Consider the following 16,742-nt stretch of genomic DNA (forward strand, 5'->3'; position numbering starts at 1 on the left):
TCGAGAGAATAGCAGTGACCCATGATCCACCTCCCGTTCCAGCAAGTGAATCACAGATCGCACCAGGCCAAAACCCAGGAGTCGAATTTCCAGTCCGATGCTTTAGTCCTGCATGAGCTTGCGACCAATGCTTCGAAATACGGCTCGCTCTCCGTTGCACACGGACATCTCACGATCTCCTGCTGGCAGGACGGAGAGGCGATGTCACTCGTCTGGCAGGAAACGGATGGACCGCCCATCGAGGCCAAGCCGACGACCAAGGGTTTCGGCTCGCAGCTCGCCCGCAAGAGCGTGACGGATCAGCTGGGCGGCGCGATCCATTGCGAGTGGCGGCGAGAGGGGCTGCGCGTCGAATTGCGGATTCCGTTGAGCCAGTTATCCCGCTGAACGGGACAACTGGAAAAGTTTGATCCTTAAGCGGCCTTCTTCTGATAGTCCTTCACATCCGAGAACTGGATGCCCTTGTAGCGGTCCATCTCGTATTGAAGGTTGAAGGCATTCGCCGCCATGAACACGGGCGCCTCGTCGAGATCGCGCGCCATGGCCGACAGGTGGCTCTCAACGAACTTGTCGAGTTCCCTCTGATCGTCCGCCGTGATCCAGCGGCAGATGGAGAAGCGCGTCGGCTCGTAATCAATAGGCAGGCCATATTCGGCGCTCAGGCGCTCCTTCAGCACGTCGAGCTGCAGCGCGCCGACGACGCCGACGATGGCGCCGGAGCCGTCTTGCGGCACGAAGAGCTGCACGACGCCCTCCTCCGCCATCTGCTGCAAGGCCTCACGCAGCTTCTTCGCCTTCATGGCATCCTGCAGCTTGATGCGGCGCAGGATTTCCGGCGCGAAGCTCGGCACCCCGCGGAACACGATGTCCTCGCCTTCCGTGAGCGTATCGCCGATGCGCAGCGTGCCGTGGTTGGGAATGCCGACAACATCGCCAGCCCAGGCCTCGTCCGCAATCGCGCGGTCCTGCGCGAAAAAGAATTGCGGCGTGTTCAGGCTCATGGGCTTGCCCGTGCGCACGAGCTTCACCTTCATGCCGCGCTGGAGCTTGCCGGAGCAGATGCGCATGAACGCGATGCGGTCGCGGTGGTTGGGATCCATGTTCGCCTGGATCTTGAACACGAAGCCAGTCATGCGCGCTTCGCCCGCTTCCACAAGGCGCTTGTCCGCCTCCTGGCCGCGCGGCGGCGGTGCATATTCGGCAAGCGCATCGATGAGATCGCGCACGCCGAAATTGCGCAAAGCCGAACCGAAGAACACTGGCGTGAGATGGCCTTCGCGGAACGCGCCGAGATTGAACGGCTTGCAGGCTTCCTGCGCCAGCATCGTCTCCTCCTGCCAGGCTTCCGTCTCTTCCGGAGGCAGCAGGCTCAAGAGTTTCGGATCGTCGGGACCGATGACAGGCATCAACTCTTCATCGGTGTCGATGCGACGTACGACATTGCGGCGCAGATCGAACGTGCCGGCGAAGCTCTTGCCCTGGCTGATCGGCCAGGTGACCGGCGCGGTATCGAGGGCGAGCGTCTTCTCGATCTCGTCGAGCAGGTCGAAGGGGCTGCGCGCCTCGCGGTCCATCTTGTTGATGAAGGTCACGATGGGGATGTCGCGCATGCGGCACACCTCGAAGAGCTTGCGCGTGCGCGCCTCGATGCCCTTCGCGGCGTCGATCACCATGATGGCCGAGTCCACTGCCGTGAGCGTGCGATAGGTGTCCTCCGAGAAGTCCTCGTGGCCCGGCGTGTCGAGCAGGTTGAAGACGCAGCCGCCATACTCGAAGGTCATCACCGAGGTCACGACCGAGATGCCGCGCTCCTTCTCGATGCCCATCCAGTCGGACCGGGTCGAAACGCGGTTCTTCTTGGCCTTCACCTCGCCGGCGAGCTGGATCGCGCCTCCGAACAGCAGCAGCTTCTCGGTGAGCGTGGTCTTACCCGCGTCGGGGTGGGAGATGATCGCAAAAGTGCGGCGGCGGCCCACAGGGGCCGGAAGATCGGTCATGGCTCTCAGATTCTTCAGGAAACGCGGTGGGGGACAGAACGCCGCAGCGCCCCGGCCTTTCGTTGGCTTCTTCTGACCCCATATGGGGGTTTCCCGTCAACAGTGAAAGGAGGTGATCCAGTGTCTCATTGTCATAACCTACGGTCCCCGGTTGCCGTGACCTGGATCTTGGCCTCTGCCGAGATTGGTGCGTAAGCATAAAAGTCGCCGGCTCTAACGGGCCGTGGAACCGACAATGGAAAGGCCGCTCCCTGGAGCGGCCTTTCTTTTTGATTTAATTGATCTTTCTCAAGCTCCAAGCAGCTTGCCCGTCCGGTTGGCATTGGTGCCCGCCACCTTGGCGAGGCGCGTGCCTTGGGTGGCGAAGCGCAGCGAGATCCGGGCGAACATCAGCCCGTCCGTGGGCGACTTGGCCTGCGTCACCGTGCCGGTCATGGGATCGACGATCTCGGCGATCACATCGCCCGCCTTCACCCGGTCGCCGATGTCGGCGCGGAACACCACGATGCCGGTGGCCGGCGCCTGGACAGGCTCGGAAGCCGCCAGGGGCGTCGCCTCGCAGAGCGCCTTCGGGATGCTGGGCGCGTTACCGGCGATGATCCCGCGCAGTGTGAGGTAGTCAATGAGCGCGCCCGCGTCCTTCTGGCCGAGTTCGTGACTCACATCCCGCTCGCCCCGGAATTCCAGGGTGGTGGAATGACAGGAGAAGGGGATCGGATGATCCTTGAAGCGCTCGGCCAACTCCGCCCAGGGGCGGCTGCACGCCTCGTCAAACGGATCGTCGCCCGATTCATCGGCCAGCAGATAGGCCTGCGCGCCGATGAGGGCCGAGAGCGGTGCGAACTCTTCAGCCGATTGCGTATGGGCGTAGATGTGCTCGACCGCCTCGGAATCGCAATGCATGTCGAGGACGATGTCGGACGCGATCGCCATTCCGAGCAGGGCCTTCTTCAGGACATCGGTGGGATTGCTCGTCTCCCAGGCCTCCAGCTCGCTCAGCAGCGCCTCGCGGATCAGGCGCACATTCGCCTGAGCATCCGCCGTCAGCTTGCCCTCGATGCGCTCGGCGGCTTTCGGCACGAGATAGGGATAGCCCCGGTTGAAGTTGATGCCGTCGGCGAGGTTGAAGCGACCGACATGGCTGCCCATCACGCGCTGCGCGAGTCCGATGGGGTTGGCGACGGGCACCAACACGATTTCGCCCTTGATCCGGCCCTCCGCCTCAAGAGCGGTCAAACGCTCGCGCAGATGATGGGCCGCGATCATGCCGGGGATCTCATCCGCATGGAGGGCGGCCTGGATATAGACCAATGGGCGCGCACCGGGCTCGCCGAAGCGGTGGGCGGTGAGGGAGATGTTCGCTCCGGGAGCGAGCGGCGATAGGACGATCTGTTCTGTTTTCATGATGGCTTGCAGCTGGATACGGGCAGGCGTCCGCTGACAYGCGGCGCCGGGCTCATCTTTAAAGCGGCTTGGCGAGAAACCAAACCCCGCTTTTCTAAGCCGCGCTCCATCCTTGCGACTGGAAGACGAAATGCTGCGGGTTCGTGACCAGGGCCGCCAAGCCCTGCAAGGCAGGCTCGGGATTGACGATCACATAGGCCGGGACCCTCTCGGCCCAGTCCTGATGCGGCACCTTACGGTTGAAGGCATCGCGGAAACCGCCGTTCTGGAGAATGTCCACCATGCGCGGCGCGATGCCGCCCGCGATGAAGACGCCGCCCGAGGACTCGAAGGTGAGCGCGAGATCGCCCGCATAGCGTCCGAGCCAGCGGGCGAACAGATCGAGCGCGGCCTTCGCCAGCTCGTCGCCCTGGCGGGCGGCATCCAACACATCGTTGGGCCGGGTGAAGGGACACTCCACGCACCGATGCGCGGCCAGAGCCTTTACGATGCGAAACAGCCCCGGGCCTGACAGGACGACCTCGCCGGAGATCCGCCCATCGAGCCGCTCCAGATGCGGCCAGAGCGCGGTTTCCTCCTCATTCGCGGGGCCGAATTCCATGTGCCCGGCCTCGGTGGCGAGAATGGCGAACCGGTCTTCCACCGGAACGATGGCTCCAGCACCAAGACCCGTGCCGGGGCCCAACACCACGCGCGCGCCGGAGCCCGCGGGCGCGACATTGCCGAGGGGCGCGAGATCGCCTCGCTCCTCGCTCAGCACGATCACGGAGGCGGCGACAGGCGTATAGTCGTTGACGAGGGCCACGCGCTGGAGGTTCAGCGCCTTGCCGATGGCCTCCGCGTCGATCATCCAATGGGCGTTGGTGAGACGGATGGCGGGCGCATCCACGCGGGTCGCGACCGCGATCATGGCGGAACGCGGCGCCTCGCCCTCATAGCCTTCAAGAGCGATGCGGATGGCCTCGATAGGACTCGGCGTCTGCGCCGTCAGGGTACGCGGTAGAAGTTGAACGGGCTCTCCAGGCGCGGGCAGAACGGCAAAGCGGGCATTGGTGCCGCCGATATCCCCGAGCAGAACAGGAAATGCAAACATCGAGAGAGCCTATCGTCCTTTCCGCCCCTGCTCGGAGCGCGTACTCTAAAAAGCTTCTTCCCAACTCCGGCTCAGGCGAACGGCGGAATTGATGAGACCCACCATGGAGTAGGTCTGGGGGAAATTGCCCCACAATTCGCCAGTCGTGAAGTCGGCATCTTCGGAAAAGAGGCCGAAGGAGTTACGCAGGCTCAGGATATGCTCGAACAACTCTTTGGCTTCGTCCTTTCGCCCGATGGCGTTGAGCGCATCCACGTACCAGAAGCCGCAGATCATGAAAGCGGTATGCATGTGTCCGAAATCGTCTTCCACATCATAACGCAGCAGGAGATCGCCCCGGCGTAAGGACTTGCCTACCGCATCCACCGTGGCGACGAAGCGTGGATCGTCCGGCTTCACGAAATTGAGTTCGGACAGCAGCAGCAGGGTTGCATCCAGATCCTCGCCGTCGAAGGAGGAGACGAAGGTGCCCTTCTCCGCGTTATAGGAACGGGTGTCGATGAGCCGGTGCATCCGGTCCGCATTCTCGCGCCAGAACGCCGCGCGATCCTCACGGCCCATGGCAACGGCGATCTTGGTGAGCCGGTCGCAGGCCGCCCAGCACATCACGCTCGGAAAGGTGTGAACGGCAGCCTTGGTGCGCAGTTCCCAGGGCCCGGCATCGGGCTGGTCGAACACCTCGATGGCACGATGTCCCAGCTTCTCCAGATGCGAGAACAAAGCCCGGTTGCCGACGGGGCGGATCATGCGCTTGTCCAGGAAGGCGTGGACGGAAGCGAGCACGATGCTGCCATAGGCGTCGTTCTGGATCTGCGTATAGGCGGCGTTGCCCACGCGTACCGGACCCATGCCGCGATAGCCCGCGAGCGCGGTCGCCTCGCGCTCCTCCAGATCGGGCGAGCGCGTGATGCTGAAGAGCGGCGGCATGTCCTTCTGGTTGGGAATGGCATCCATGTCGTCGACGATGTTGGTGATGTAGGTAAGGTATTCCTCCATCGTCTTCGTGGTGCCGAGCCGGTTGAGGGCCTGGATCACGAAATAGGCGTCACGCAGCCAGCAATAGCGGTAATCCCAGTTGCGCTGCGTGTGCGGCGCCTCGGGCACGGAGGTGGTAAGCGCCGCGACGATGGCGCCTGTCTCCTCGTAGTTGCAGAGCTTGAGCGTGATGGCCGCGCGGATCACCGCTTCCTGCCAGTCGAAGGGAATCGAGAGCGAGCGTACCCAGTCGTGCCAAAAGCCGATCGTGCTGTCGAGGAATTCGCGCGCTGTGGAATCCGCCTCCGAGCGCAAGGGTTCGTCTTCTCCGAAGAAGAACGACATGGGACGATCGACCACGAAGAAGCGCTCATCCTGCACGTAGGAGATGGGCGCATCGGTGGTGAGCCTGAGCGAATAATCGGGGCCGACGAAACGCACATGGTTGCTGCCCCGCGTCATCTCCGGCGGGCAAGAGCCCCAATCGTAATGGGGCCGCAGCCGCACCCGAATGCGTGGACGTCCCTTCACCGGCGTGATGCGGCGCAGCAGCATCGGAGGGCGAAAGGTGCGGTCGAAATGCTTGAAGCGCGGCGCGAAATCCGTGATCTCGACGATGTTGCCGGACGAATCGGTCATGCGTGAGAGCAGAACCGCCGTGTTCTGGATATAGCTCTGCTCGCAGCTGACCATGCCGACCATGTCGATGGCGAAAACGCCGCGCTGTTCCTCATCCGTGCGCCCTTCGGGACTGTCGAGGAGGGCCGAGAAAACCGGATCTCCGTCGATGCGGGGAAAGCAGCTCCAGACGATCTGCGCGCGACGGTCGATCAGGGCGGAGATCATGCAATTGCCGATCACGGCAAGATCCAGGGAACTCATTTCGTCAATCATCCATCGTGAAAGGAAGGGCACCCTCGAAAGCCCACATGGACAGGCAATGTCGCAGGTCGGCAGGCGTTCCCAGGCGAACCTTGGCGACCGTGTCGCCCGCACCGATGCGGATCGACAGGCCTCCATGGGCATTTACGGTCTTGAATCCGTTCTCGTCGGTCAAGTCGTCTCCGACAAAAATCGGCTTGCGGCCTTTATAGGGCGGCGCATGCAGGAAGCGCTCGATCACCCTGCCCTTTCCGGCGGCCGAAGGCAGGATCTCCGCCACGGCCTTGCCGTGCTGGAGACGATATTCACTGCCGAGCGCCTCGATGGCGGCCTGGGCCGTGGCAAGGGCGAAATCCCTCTCCTGGGGCGCGAGCCGCCAGTGGATCGCAACCGAGCAGCCCTTGTCCTCGATCAGCACGCCCGTCTTGCCGGCCACGGCCTCGTGCAGGCGCCCGACCATCCGCCGCAATTGCGGGTGCTCATCGGGATCGCACAGGTGAAGCTCGCCCGCGATCCGGTGCTCCAGCCCGTGCAGGCCCGCGATGTCGTAGAGATTTGGGCTCAAACGATCGTCGAGAAAGGACACGGGCCGGCCGCTGATGATGGCCATCGCGCCGCTCAGCCGCTCCCGCAACCGCGTGAGAATGGCTGGCAGCGCCGGATCCACGGACACGGCGTCGGGCCGCTCCACGATATCGACGAGAGTTCCGTCGAAATCGAGGAAGAGCGCGTAGGAATCATCCATCGGGTTCGTCGAGACGTTCACGGCTTGAGCCTCACGCATTGGCCGCCGCCCGTCTTCTGCCCGACGCGATCAAACGTTTGATCCGTTGCTTCTTGCGCAGGCGCGATGCGGCCAGCAGCATCTGCCCCGCCCAGCGATAGACGTTGCGCTCCTTCACCTGATCGCGCATCAGCCGCATGCGTTCCCGCTGCTCGTCCTGCGGCATGGTGAGCGCGCGGTTGATGGCCTGGCCCATGGCATGGGAGTTGTAGGGATTCACGATCAGGGCTTCCGACAATTCGCGCGAGGCGCCGGCGAAGGCGGAGAGAATGAGCACGCCCTCCTCGTCGTCGCGCGCGGCCACGAATTCCTTCGCCACGAGATTCATGCCGTCATGCAGGCTCGACACGATGCACAGATCGGCCGCGCGGAACAATTCGAACACTTCGTCGGGCTCGTGATGGCGGATGAGCAGCTTGATCGGCTCATAGCCCTCTGCCCCATGACGCTCGTTGATGTCCCGCGCCAAGGCCTCCGCTTCCTCCTGAAGCTGCCGGTAATTGGCGAGCTTGCTGCGCGTGGGCGCCGCCACCTGGATGAAGCAGAAATTGCCGTGCCATTCGGGATGCTCGGCAAGCAGCGCATCGATGGCCTGCATGCGGTCGAGAATGCCCTTCGTGTAATCGAACCGCTCGATGCCCACGCCGATCCGCATGGTCTGCGGAAGGCCGAGGCGCTCGCGCACCGCGCTTCGGCATTCCTCAATGGGCTTCTGCCCTTCGAGCGCGGTCGGCGGCCATTCGATGGAAATTGGGTAGGGCCGGATCAGGGTTTCCTCGCCGCCGAACGTGACCGAGTCGCGCTCGCGGTCGATGCGGCTTTCCACGTAGACGTCCACTGCTTCCAGGAAGTTGTTGCAATGGGCCTGGGTGTGGAAGCCGAGGATCGACGAACCGAGAAGACCGTCGATGATTTCCTCGCGCCAAGGGCAGATGCCGAAGGTCTCCGCATTGGGCCACGGGATATGCCAGAATGTCACGATGGTTGCTTGTGGAAGCCGGTTGCGGATCATGCGCGGCAGCAGCGCGAAATGATAATCCTGAACCAGGATGATCGGATCCTCGCGCTTGGCCTCAGCCACGATGGCATCGGCGAATTTCTCGTTCACGGCGCGATAGTACTGCCAATCCGGCTCGCGGAAGATCGGCCGCACGAAGGCGATGTGGCACAGGGGCCAGAGACCTTCGTTGGCCGCGCCATAATAATAGCCGTCCTGCTCCTCGTCGGTCAGCCAGACGCGGCGCAAAGTATAGGAAGGATGGCTCGGCGGCACCGGCACGCGGTCGGATGAATCGACCACCTCCCGATCCGCGGTTCCGCTGCCATGCGCCACCCATGTGCCGCCGCAGGCGCGCACCACGGGCTCGAGAGCCGAGACGAGGCCGCTTGCGGGAATCTGCAGGGTAATGCGCCCGTCGTCGGCCTTGTTGTGGATGTAGGGCTCGCGGTTCGACACTACGATCACTTCCGATCCCGATAACTCGTTCGCCAGCGCTGCCCTCAACGTATCCGGGCTCCAATCGGTATGAGCCGCGTCGATAGTCCGGCGCGAGGCTTCGAGCTCTTGGAGCACATCCCGGATTTCCTGGCCGAGGGGAATGATGTTCTCCTGCTCGGGCGTACCGGCCGTGCCGGAGCGGGCGCTCTCCAGGGCTTGGCGGATGGAGGCGAGCCAGCGCCTCATGATGAGAGCGGCGATCATGGCGGCGAGCGCTGCCGCACCGAAGGCCACGCCGGCCAGCGCCAGGAACAGGTAGTTCCGCGCCTCTCCGCCGCGCTTGTTGGAATAGGTCAGGTCATGCAAGACGACGAGGTGGCCCACGCGACCTGCCACGGTCAGCGGAAACGAGCTGACTAAAATTTCCCCTCTTTCGCTCCCAAAGGCGGAAAAGCTTTCCGCATTGGAACGCGCTGCCTTATCGCAGGTGAAGGTTGACGGCATGTTGTGGGAAGGGAAGCGCAGTTCGTCGCCATCGCAATAGCCGATGGCTAGAACCCGCTCGTCTGACGCGATGCGTTCGAAAAGATTGGCGATTCGGGTCGCATCGTTGCGGGCGATGAGCCCGGCGACCTGATCCCTGGCCGAGTTGAACACCAGGCGGGACCGCAGTTCCACGTCCCGGCGCGTCCATTGCTCCACGAAGGACGTGGCAAAGGGCAGGACGGCCAGGATGACAATGGCGGCCACAAGCAACGCGATGCCGCCAAATCGAAAGATGATTCTCAAACCTCTATGTCCTCAAGAATTTCCGGTCTTGAATGGCTAAGCTTCAACTCCCGGTCAGCCTCGAAGTTTCGCTTTACGCCTGGATGCCGGGAGGGGAAGGCGGCATCCGCCTCTGTTTATGGGTTTTTCGCGGCGAGTTTCCAGGCTTGGACCCCTCCATGCAGGGCTAAGCTGCTGTTCGCGCATGAAAAATAAAAAACCGCCGCCGGCTGGCTGCCGACGGCGGTTGGATTGAAAGCCTCTTGGAGCTTGAGAGATCAGTGCTCGCGGAAGGCGCGGGCGATCTGCTCTTGCATGGGCTTGAAGAAGTACTCGAGCGGTGTGCGTTCGTTGACCTCGACGAAGACCTCGGCCTGCATGCCTGCGATAAGATGCAGGTTTTCCAGGCGCTTGATCTCGGTCGCGGGCAGATCCACGCGGATGGTGTAGAAGGACGCGCCAGTCTGCTGGTCGCGCGACACGTCCGCCGAGATGCGGCTCACGGTGCCGTGCAGATCAGGTATCATGCGGGCGTTCGAGGCATGAACCTTCACGGTGGACTTCTGTCCGAGCTTCACCTGATCGATCTCGTTCGGCAGCACACGGGCTTCGAGCTGGAGCTTGTCGTTCGTGGGGACGATCAGCATCACCGGCTCGGCCGGGGAGATGACGCCGCCGATCGTGTGAACGTTCAGCTGGTGCACGTAGCCATCGCTCGGGGCGCGGATATCGATGCGCTTGAGCTGGTCCTCGGCGGCCACCTTGCGCTCGGTGTACTCGGCCACCTTGCCCTGCATCTCGCGCAGCTCCTGCATCGCCTCGGCGCGCATCTGCTCGTCGATTTGGATGATCTGGAACTCGGTCTCGGCGATGCGGCTCTCTGCCTGGGCGACGGCCGCGATCAGCTGGCCGCGCTGGCCTTCGATGCTGGCGGCATCGCGCTCGAGAGCGTTCAGGCGGGGCAGCTGCACCAGGTTCTTCTGGTAGAGCTCGCGGACGCCCTTGAGCTCCTCGACGATGAGCTCGGCCTCGCGGGCCTTGGCATTCTGCTGAGCCCTCAGACCGGTAATCTCGTCCTGCGACTGGGCCATGCGCTTCTTGAGCTGGTCCTTCTGCGCGTCGCGGGCTCCGCGGCGAGCCTCGAACAGCGTGCGCTCGGAAGAGACGATCTTCTGAACGGCCGCCTCGTTGAGGCGGTTCGCGAATTCGACCGGCAGCTGGATCTGGGTTGCGCTGTCGCGCTCGGCTTCGAGACGCGCCTGACGGCCCAGATACTCATCGAGCTGCTTGGCGACGACCTGCAGGTTGGCGCGGGTCAGCGTTTCGTCGAGGCGGACCAGGAGGTCGCCTTCCTTGACGCGCTCGCCTTCCCTCACCTTCAGCTCGCCGACGATGCCGCCGGTGGAGTGCTGGATCTTCTTGACGCTGTTATCGACGACGAACTGGCCGCCGGCGACCACTGCACCCGAGAGGGTGGAGGTCGCGGCCCAGAGGCCGATCGTGCCTGCAAACAGGGCGATCATCGATATGCCGGCGATGGTCGACTGACGAAGAACCTGCTGATGAAGCGAGGGCTTCGGGGCTTGATTCGGAATGACCAACATTTAACCAACCTCCCGCAGGCTGCTCGCCTGCGCCTGAGCCTGAGCCGGGGCCTGCTGCGGACGAACCGCCGGAGCCTGGGCCGGAGCTGCATTGCGTTTCATCACGCCCTGCAGGACCTCGTCCCGCGGGCCGAAGGCCTTGATGCGACCCTCTTCCATGATGGCGACCTGATCGACCTGGCCGAGAGCGGCCGGGCGGTGAGTGATGACGACGACGATGCCGCCGCGCTGGCGAACCGCGAGGATCGCCTGGTTGAGGGCTTCGTCACCGGCGCCGTCGAGGCTGGCATTCGGCTCGTCGAGCACGACCAGGAACGGGTTGCCGAAGAGAGCGCGGGCCAGGGCGACGCGCTGGCGCTGGCCGCCCGAGAGGGACGCGCCGCTCTCGCCGATCTTCGTATCGTAGCCGTCCGGCAGGTTGAGGACGAGTTCATGGGCGCCGGCGGTCTTGGCGGCAGCGATCACGTCCTCAGGCTTGGCGTTCGGCTTGAAGCGGGAGATGTTCTCGGCGACGGTGCCTTCGAACAGTTCCACATCCTGCGGCAGGTAGCCGATGTGAGGACCCAGATGATCCGGCTCCCACTGATCGAGGGCCGCGCCGTCGAGGCGGATCTCGCCGCGCAAGGTAGGCCACACGCCGACGAGAGCACGGGCGAGGGTCGACTTGCCGGAGGCGCTGGGGCCGATGAGGCCGAGGCCCTGGCCAGCCTGAAGCTGGAGCGCGGCGCCTTGGACGACCGGCTGCGTCGAACCGGGAGGACCCACATAGATGTCTTCGACCGACAGAGCCTGCTTCGGACCGGGCAGCGGCATGCGCTTACCCTGGGCAGGCACGATCGACATGATGTGCTGCAGGCGGCGATAGGCCTGGCGGGAGGCGGTGAAGCCCTTCCAGTGAGCGACCGCGATTTCGATAGGCGCGAGCGCACGGGACATCAGGATCGAACCGGCGATCATGAGACCGCCCGACATCTGGCCCTGGATCACCAGATAGGCGCCGAGACCTAGGATGCCCGACTGGAGGACCATGCGGAACACTTTGGCGAAGGCGCTGATGCCGGCGGAGGATTCGCTGGCGACCAGGCCGTCGTTGACGTGGCGCACATGCACCTCGTCATAGCGCTTGGAGAGGAAGCCGAGCATGCCGAGCGCACGGATGGCCTCCGCGTTGCGCCGGCTGGTCTCGGCCATGGCCTGACGCTCGGCGCCGCTCTTGGTAACCTCGTAGGAGGGGCCCTTGCTCTTGGAATCCGTATAGATGGTCAGGATGATGATACAGATACCGCCGATGACCGACATGACGCCGACCCAGGGGTGGATCATGAAGCAGCCGATGAGGAAGATCGGCATGAACGGCATGTCGAAGAGCGCTGTGGGGCCGAGGCCCGATAGGAAGCCGCGGATCGTATCCACGTCGCGGATCGGCTGCATGCTCTCGGCGGACTTGGCGCCCTTGAGAGGCATGGTGGCCACGAGGTCGAACACGCGGGGTGCGAGAATTTCGTCGAACCGGGCGCCGATGCGCGCCAGCATCTTGCCGCGCAGCATGTCGAGGCCGCCCGAAAGGGCATAGGCCGCCAGGGTAATGAGCGAGAGGCCGATCAGGGTTGCGATATTCCGGCTCGACAGCACCCGGTCATAGACCTGGAGCATGTAGATGGAGCCCGTCAGGGCCAGAATGTTGACTACAGCCGAAAAGACGGCGACGCCGGTAAAGGATGGTAGGCAAGATTTCAGAGCGTCTTGGACCTCTGTGCTCTCTTCCCGATTTCTCGATGCCTGCTTCATGTTCTTCTTTCCATCGATGGATCATGTTCCCGGACCCATCGTCGAGTTGCAGTACCACTATGCCAGGTTATATCCTAGCACGAGGTTACCCGTCTTGCGACGGTTTCGATGTCGGGCTTTGGACCGAAAGCCATCCTAGCAGGGACTGCCGGATCTGGGTGGAAAATTCCCACGGTTCTTACGGATTAAAGATGCCCCCAAGGTCGGCGCCTTCCGTTACGCCATCCTCTTTAGTAACCCTATTCAATGTAACTATGTCAATAAAAAGACTCGTCAAACCCGGAAGTAAATTTTCTTACTATATATTTGGGTAGGTACGTAATTATGCCGTAACGTAACCCCATATTCTTAAGGTAACTCTTCGGTAAATATTTATAGTTAAGCGGATGTGACCGACAAATGAGGTCGCATTATGGAAAAGCACGACAGCCTTCTGGCTCCCACAGCCTCCCCCGAACAGGCAACGGAATCACCTGCCGGCGCCGTCCAGATCGACCCTGCGGCGAATGCCGCCTTGGAAGAGGCGATCAAGAGCGCCAAGGCCGGTTTGAAGCCCGTTCCTCGGGCCGCGCCGGTAACGATGGCCGAGGCCGCCATTCCCAAAATAGCTTCCAAGCCCCCATCCGCCTTCATGCGCCGCGCCGCCCAGGCGGCCGCAGCCATTTTGCTGATCGGGGCGGGCTGGTTCGCCTCCTATATGGGAACGCTCGGCAACCGGGAGGCCATCGAGCGCCTCGCGACCGAGACGGCCCGCAGCCAGGAGGTCCTTGCCCAGCTCACCAGCGACCTCGAGTCGCTGAAGGGCACGATGGCCTCGTACAAGCAATTGAACCACACCGTTTCCGCTGCCGATCAGGCCAAGCTCACGGAGAAGGTGGAGCGCCTCGCCATCACCCTGCAGGAGCCCGGCAAGAAGCTGTCCGCCCTCGAAGCACGATTCGACAAGTTCGAGGGGCAGATCACGACGACCTTGAACATTCTCAGCGCCAAGCCGGCTGTCACGGCGGCGGCCGCTTCGACATCAACCGACACCAACCGGGACGCAGCCGTCAGGCAGGCAAAGACCGAGCCGGTGGACGGATGGGTTCTGCGCGAAGTCTATAACGGTTCCGCCCTGGTGGAGAGCCGCAACCGGCGCCTTTACGAGGTCATGCCCGGCGGCGTCATTCCAGGCGTCGGCCGGGTGGAGTCCATCGAGCGCCGCGGCGCCCGCTGGGTGGTTCTGACCGACAAGGGTTTCATCGGCACCTATCGCTGATGATTAAGAGCCGTTTCCACGAATATGGAAACGGCTCTTAATCTTTGCTTTGCCGCATTTTTTGACGGCGAACCGGATCCACTTCGCCGAAAAATGCTCTACCGCGGGATGGTCCACCTCAATCCGTAGACCAGGACCGCGAAGGCAATGAGGCTCGCCACATAGATGAAGACGAACCAGAGGAGGCGCTTGGCGCGTCCCTCGCCGGGTGGATGCGGTTCGGTCTGCATCAATGATACCCGTATCCGCCGCCCTTGATCTCCTCGGCCACCTTTCCGCGAAACACGTAATAGGCATAGGCCGTGTAGGCGAAAGTGATCGGCAGCACGATGGCGAAACCCACAAGCGCGAAGAGCTGGGAGCTGACGGTGTTGGCCGTGTCCCAGATCGTCAGGGTCGGCGGCACATTGTAGGGAAACAGGCTGACGCCGAGGCCAAGATAGCCGAGCAGGAACATGGTGATCGCCAAGAAGAACGGCCGCACGTGCCTCCCCTCTTCCAGATCACGGAACAGACGATAGGCCACATAGACCGTGATCAGCGGAATAGGCGCGAGGAAGGCGATGTTGGGCCAACTGAACCAGCGCGCCTCGATCCGTGTGCCCAGGAAAGGCACCCACGCCGATACGATGGCCATGGCCACGACAGTCGCGATCAGGAAGCGAACGGCCACGCGGCGCGCCCAGATTTCCAGTTCGCCGGTGGTCTTCATCACGCACCATGTGGCGCCGAGAAGCCCGTAGCCGCAGATCAGGCTGATGCCGGTGAGCACGCTGAAAGGCGTGAGGAAATCGAAGGTGCCGCCCGTGAACTGGCGCCCATTGTTAGAAAAGCCCTGCACAAAGGCGCCGAGCACCATGCCCTGGAAAAAGGTCGCCAGCAGGGAGCCGAAGAAGAAGGCGTTGTCCCACAGGAATTTCGAGCGTTCCGACTTGAAGCGGAACTCGAAGGCGACGCCGCGAAAGATCAGCGCGATCAGCATGAGGGTGATCGGCACGTAGAGCGCCGGCATCAGCACCGCATAGGCGATGTGGAAGACAGCGAACAAGCCGCCGCCGCCGAGGACGAGCCATGTCTCGTTGCCGTCCCAGATAGGGGCCACCGAAAACATCATCCGGTCGCGCCAATTGTCGCTTTTCGCGGCCTTGAAGAGAATGCCGACCCCGAGATCGAACCCGTCCACGATCACGTACATGGCAACCGCGACGGCAATCAATCCGGCCCAGATCAGCGGCAGCCAGAAGGCGAGACCTTCGTATTCCATTCCGAAACCGAACATGATCTTTCGCCTCCTATCGTGTCAGCTGTGCGCGGTGCCTAGGCTTGCCTTCCAGCCCCTCGTCCGACACGGAGAACGGACGCTTGGCTCTCTTGCCGAGATCGTCCTCATCCGGCATCTGCTCGACCGGATCGGGCCCGCGCCACAGGAGCTTTGCGAGGTAATACGAGCCGAAGCCGAACACGAAGGCATAGACCACCATGAAGGTGATGAGCGACGCGCCGACCGCGCCCGCCGCGACCGGCGACACCGCATCCGCCGTGCGCAAATGGCCGTAGACCACATAGGGCTGACGGCCGATCTCCGCCGTGAACCAGCCGAACAATACCGCGCCGAACCCTGAGGGCGTCATGATCATGGTAGCGGTGAGGAAAATTCTGTTGGTGAACAGCGTGCCCCTGTAGCGCAGGTAAAGGCTCCACAACCCGATGCCCAGCATGGCAAAGCCCAGGCCGACCATGATGCGGAACGAGAAGAAGACCGGCCAGACAGGCGGACGCTGATCGCGCGGCACATCCTTGAGGCCAGGCACCACGCCGTCGAAAGCGTGCGTCAGAACCCAGCTGCCGATCTTCGGAATCGCGATCTCGAAACGGTTCGTTTCCGCCACCTCATCCGGCAACGCGAAGAGGCGCAGGGGCATGTTGTCCATGCGGTCCCAATTGCCCTCGATCGCCGCAAGCTTCGTCGGCTGATATTTGAGCACTCCGAGACCGTGTAGGTCGCCGATGACGATCTGTACCGGCACGAAGATCGCTGCGAACCAGAGCGCCATGGACAGGGAGCGGCGCGAGGCGGCGAGCTTCGCCTCTGGCGCATCGTGAGGATGGCGCAGCAACATCCAGGCCGACATGCCCGCCACCGCGAAGGCGGTCGTGATGTAGCAGCCCATCACCATATGCGCATAGCGCAAGGGGAATGACGGATTGAAGACGATCGAGAACCAATCGACCGGCACCATCTTGCCGTTTTCGATGGCGAACCCGACCGGCGTCTGCATCCAGGAATTCACGGAGAGAATCCAGAACGCGGAGATCAGCGTGCCCAAAGCCACCATGCAGGTGGCAAAGAAATGCAGCCGGTCGCCGACGCGCTCCCAGCCGAAGAGCATGATGCCGAGGAAAGAGGCCTCAAGGAAGAAAGCGGTCAGCACCTCGTAGGCCATCAGCGGCCCGACCACGTTTCCGGCGACCTCGGAGAAACGCGACCAGTTGGTGCCGAACTGGTAGCTCATGACGATGCCCGACACGACGCCGAGGCCGAAGGACACTGCAAACACCTTCACCCAGAACCGGAAGAGGTTGCGGTAAAGCGGATTGCCGGTGCGAAGCCAGTTGAATTCGAGGGCCGCGAGCCAGCTCGCGAGACCGATGGTGAAGGCCGGGAAGATGATATGGAAGGCTATCGTGAACGCAAACTGGATGCGCGACAGCATCAGGGCGTCAAGTTCCATACCGCTTCCCCTTCAACCT

The 16,742-nt window shown here is 62.8% G+C and carries 13 protein-coding genes; 2 read left to right on the forward strand and 11 right to left on the reverse strand.

Annotation, left to right across the window (positions count from 1 at the left end):
- Positions 1–21: 21 nt before the first annotated feature.
- The gene (locus ACXJKO_RS00925) at positions 22–387 is read left to right on the forward strand and encodes a hypothetical protein (RefSeq protein ID WP_457089195.1); all 366 of its coding nucleotides are present in this window, start codon (positions 22–24) and stop codon (positions 385–387) included.
- Positions 388–413: 26 nt separating this feature from the next.
- Here the strand turns inward: ACXJKO_RS00925 and ACXJKO_RS00930 are convergent, their stop codons facing one another.
- The 8 genes from ACXJKO_RS00930 to ACXJKO_RS00965 all read right to left on the reverse strand — a co-directional run bounded on the left by ACXJKO_RS00930 (position 414) and on the right by ACXJKO_RS00965 (position 12,733).
- Positions 414–1,997 (reverse strand): peptide chain release factor 3, encoded by a 1,584-nt coding sequence (locus tag ACXJKO_RS00930; RefSeq protein ID WP_457089196.1) that lies wholly within the window; start codon positions 1,995–1,997, stop codon positions 414–416.
- Positions 1,998–2,285: 288 nt separating this feature from the next.
- Positions 2,286–3,401, reverse strand: a complete 1,116-nt coding sequence (locus tag ACXJKO_RS00935) for a succinylglutamate desuccinylase/aspartoacylase family protein (RefSeq protein WP_457089197.1) — start codon at positions 3,399–3,401, stop codon at positions 2,286–2,288.
- Positions 3,402–3,495: 94 nt separating this feature from the next.
- On the reverse strand, positions 3,496–4,476 hold the full coding sequence (locus ACXJKO_RS00940; protein WP_457089344.1) for a glucokinase: 981 nt from the start codon (positions 4,474–4,476) through the stop codon (positions 3,496–3,498).
- A gap of 63 nt (positions 4,477–4,539) precedes the next feature.
- Positions 4,540–6,351 carry a glycoside hydrolase family 15 protein gene (locus ACXJKO_RS00945; RefSeq protein WP_457089198.1) on the reverse strand — a complete coding sequence of 604 codons (1,812 nt, stop codon included), beginning with the start codon at positions 6,349–6,351 and terminating at the stop codon, positions 4,540–4,542.
- A gap of 4 nt (positions 6,352–6,355) precedes the next feature.
- Positions 6,356–7,135 (reverse strand): trehalose-phosphatase, encoded by a 780-nt coding sequence (gene otsB / locus ACXJKO_RS00950; RefSeq protein ID WP_457089199.1) that lies wholly within the window; start codon positions 7,133–7,135, stop codon positions 6,356–6,358.
- On the reverse strand, positions 7,128–9,362 hold the full coding sequence (locus ACXJKO_RS00955) for an alpha,alpha-trehalose-phosphate synthase (UDP-forming) (RefSeq protein WP_457089200.1): 2,235 nt from the start codon (positions 9,360–9,362) through the stop codon (positions 7,128–7,130). Before ACXJKO_RS00955 ends, otsB begins: the two co-directional genes overlap by 8 nt.
- A gap of 257 nt (positions 9,363–9,619) precedes the next feature.
- Complete coding sequence (locus ACXJKO_RS00960; RefSeq protein WP_457089201.1) at positions 9,620–10,945, reverse strand: HlyD family type I secretion periplasmic adaptor subunit; 1,326 nt, start codon at positions 10,943–10,945, stop codon at positions 9,620–9,622.
- The gene (locus tag ACXJKO_RS00965; RefSeq protein WP_457089202.1) at positions 10,946–12,733 is read right to left on the reverse strand and encodes a type I secretion system permease/ATPase; all 1,788 of its coding nucleotides are present in this window, start codon (positions 12,731–12,733) and stop codon (positions 10,946–10,948) included. It abuts the gene before it with no gap.
- A gap of 412 nt (positions 12,734–13,145) precedes the next feature.
- Between ACXJKO_RS00965 and ACXJKO_RS00970 the strand changes: the two genes are divergently transcribed.
- A complete protein-coding gene (locus ACXJKO_RS00970; protein ID WP_457089203.1) occupies positions 13,146–13,991 on the forward strand; it encodes a hypothetical protein in 846 nt (281 codons plus the stop codon).
- Positions 13,992–14,089: 98 nt separating this feature from the next.
- Here the strand turns inward: ACXJKO_RS00970 and ACXJKO_RS00975 are convergent, their stop codons facing one another.
- Genes ACXJKO_RS00975 through ACXJKO_RS00985 form a run of 3 tightly spaced genes read right to left on the reverse strand, consistent with a single transcriptional unit; the run spans position 14,090 to position 16,723 of the window.
- Positions 14,090–14,221, reverse strand: a complete 132-nt coding sequence (locus tag ACXJKO_RS00975) for a hypothetical protein (RefSeq protein WP_457089204.1) — start codon at positions 14,219–14,221, stop codon at positions 14,090–14,092.
- Positions 14,221–15,270 (reverse strand): cytochrome d ubiquinol oxidase subunit II, encoded by a 1,050-nt coding sequence (cydB, locus tag ACXJKO_RS00980; RefSeq protein ID WP_457089205.1) that lies wholly within the window; start codon positions 15,268–15,270, stop codon positions 14,221–14,223. Before cydB ends, ACXJKO_RS00975 begins: the two co-directional genes overlap by 1 nt.
- A 13-nt stretch (positions 15,271–15,283) precedes the next feature.
- On the reverse strand, positions 15,284–16,723 hold the full coding sequence (locus ACXJKO_RS00985; protein ID WP_457089206.1) for a cytochrome ubiquinol oxidase subunit I: 1,440 nt from the start codon (positions 16,721–16,723) through the stop codon (positions 15,284–15,286).
- Between the last annotated feature and the right edge of the window lie 19 nt (positions 16,724–16,742).

This window comes from Microvirga sp. P5_D2 (assembly GCF_054049475.1).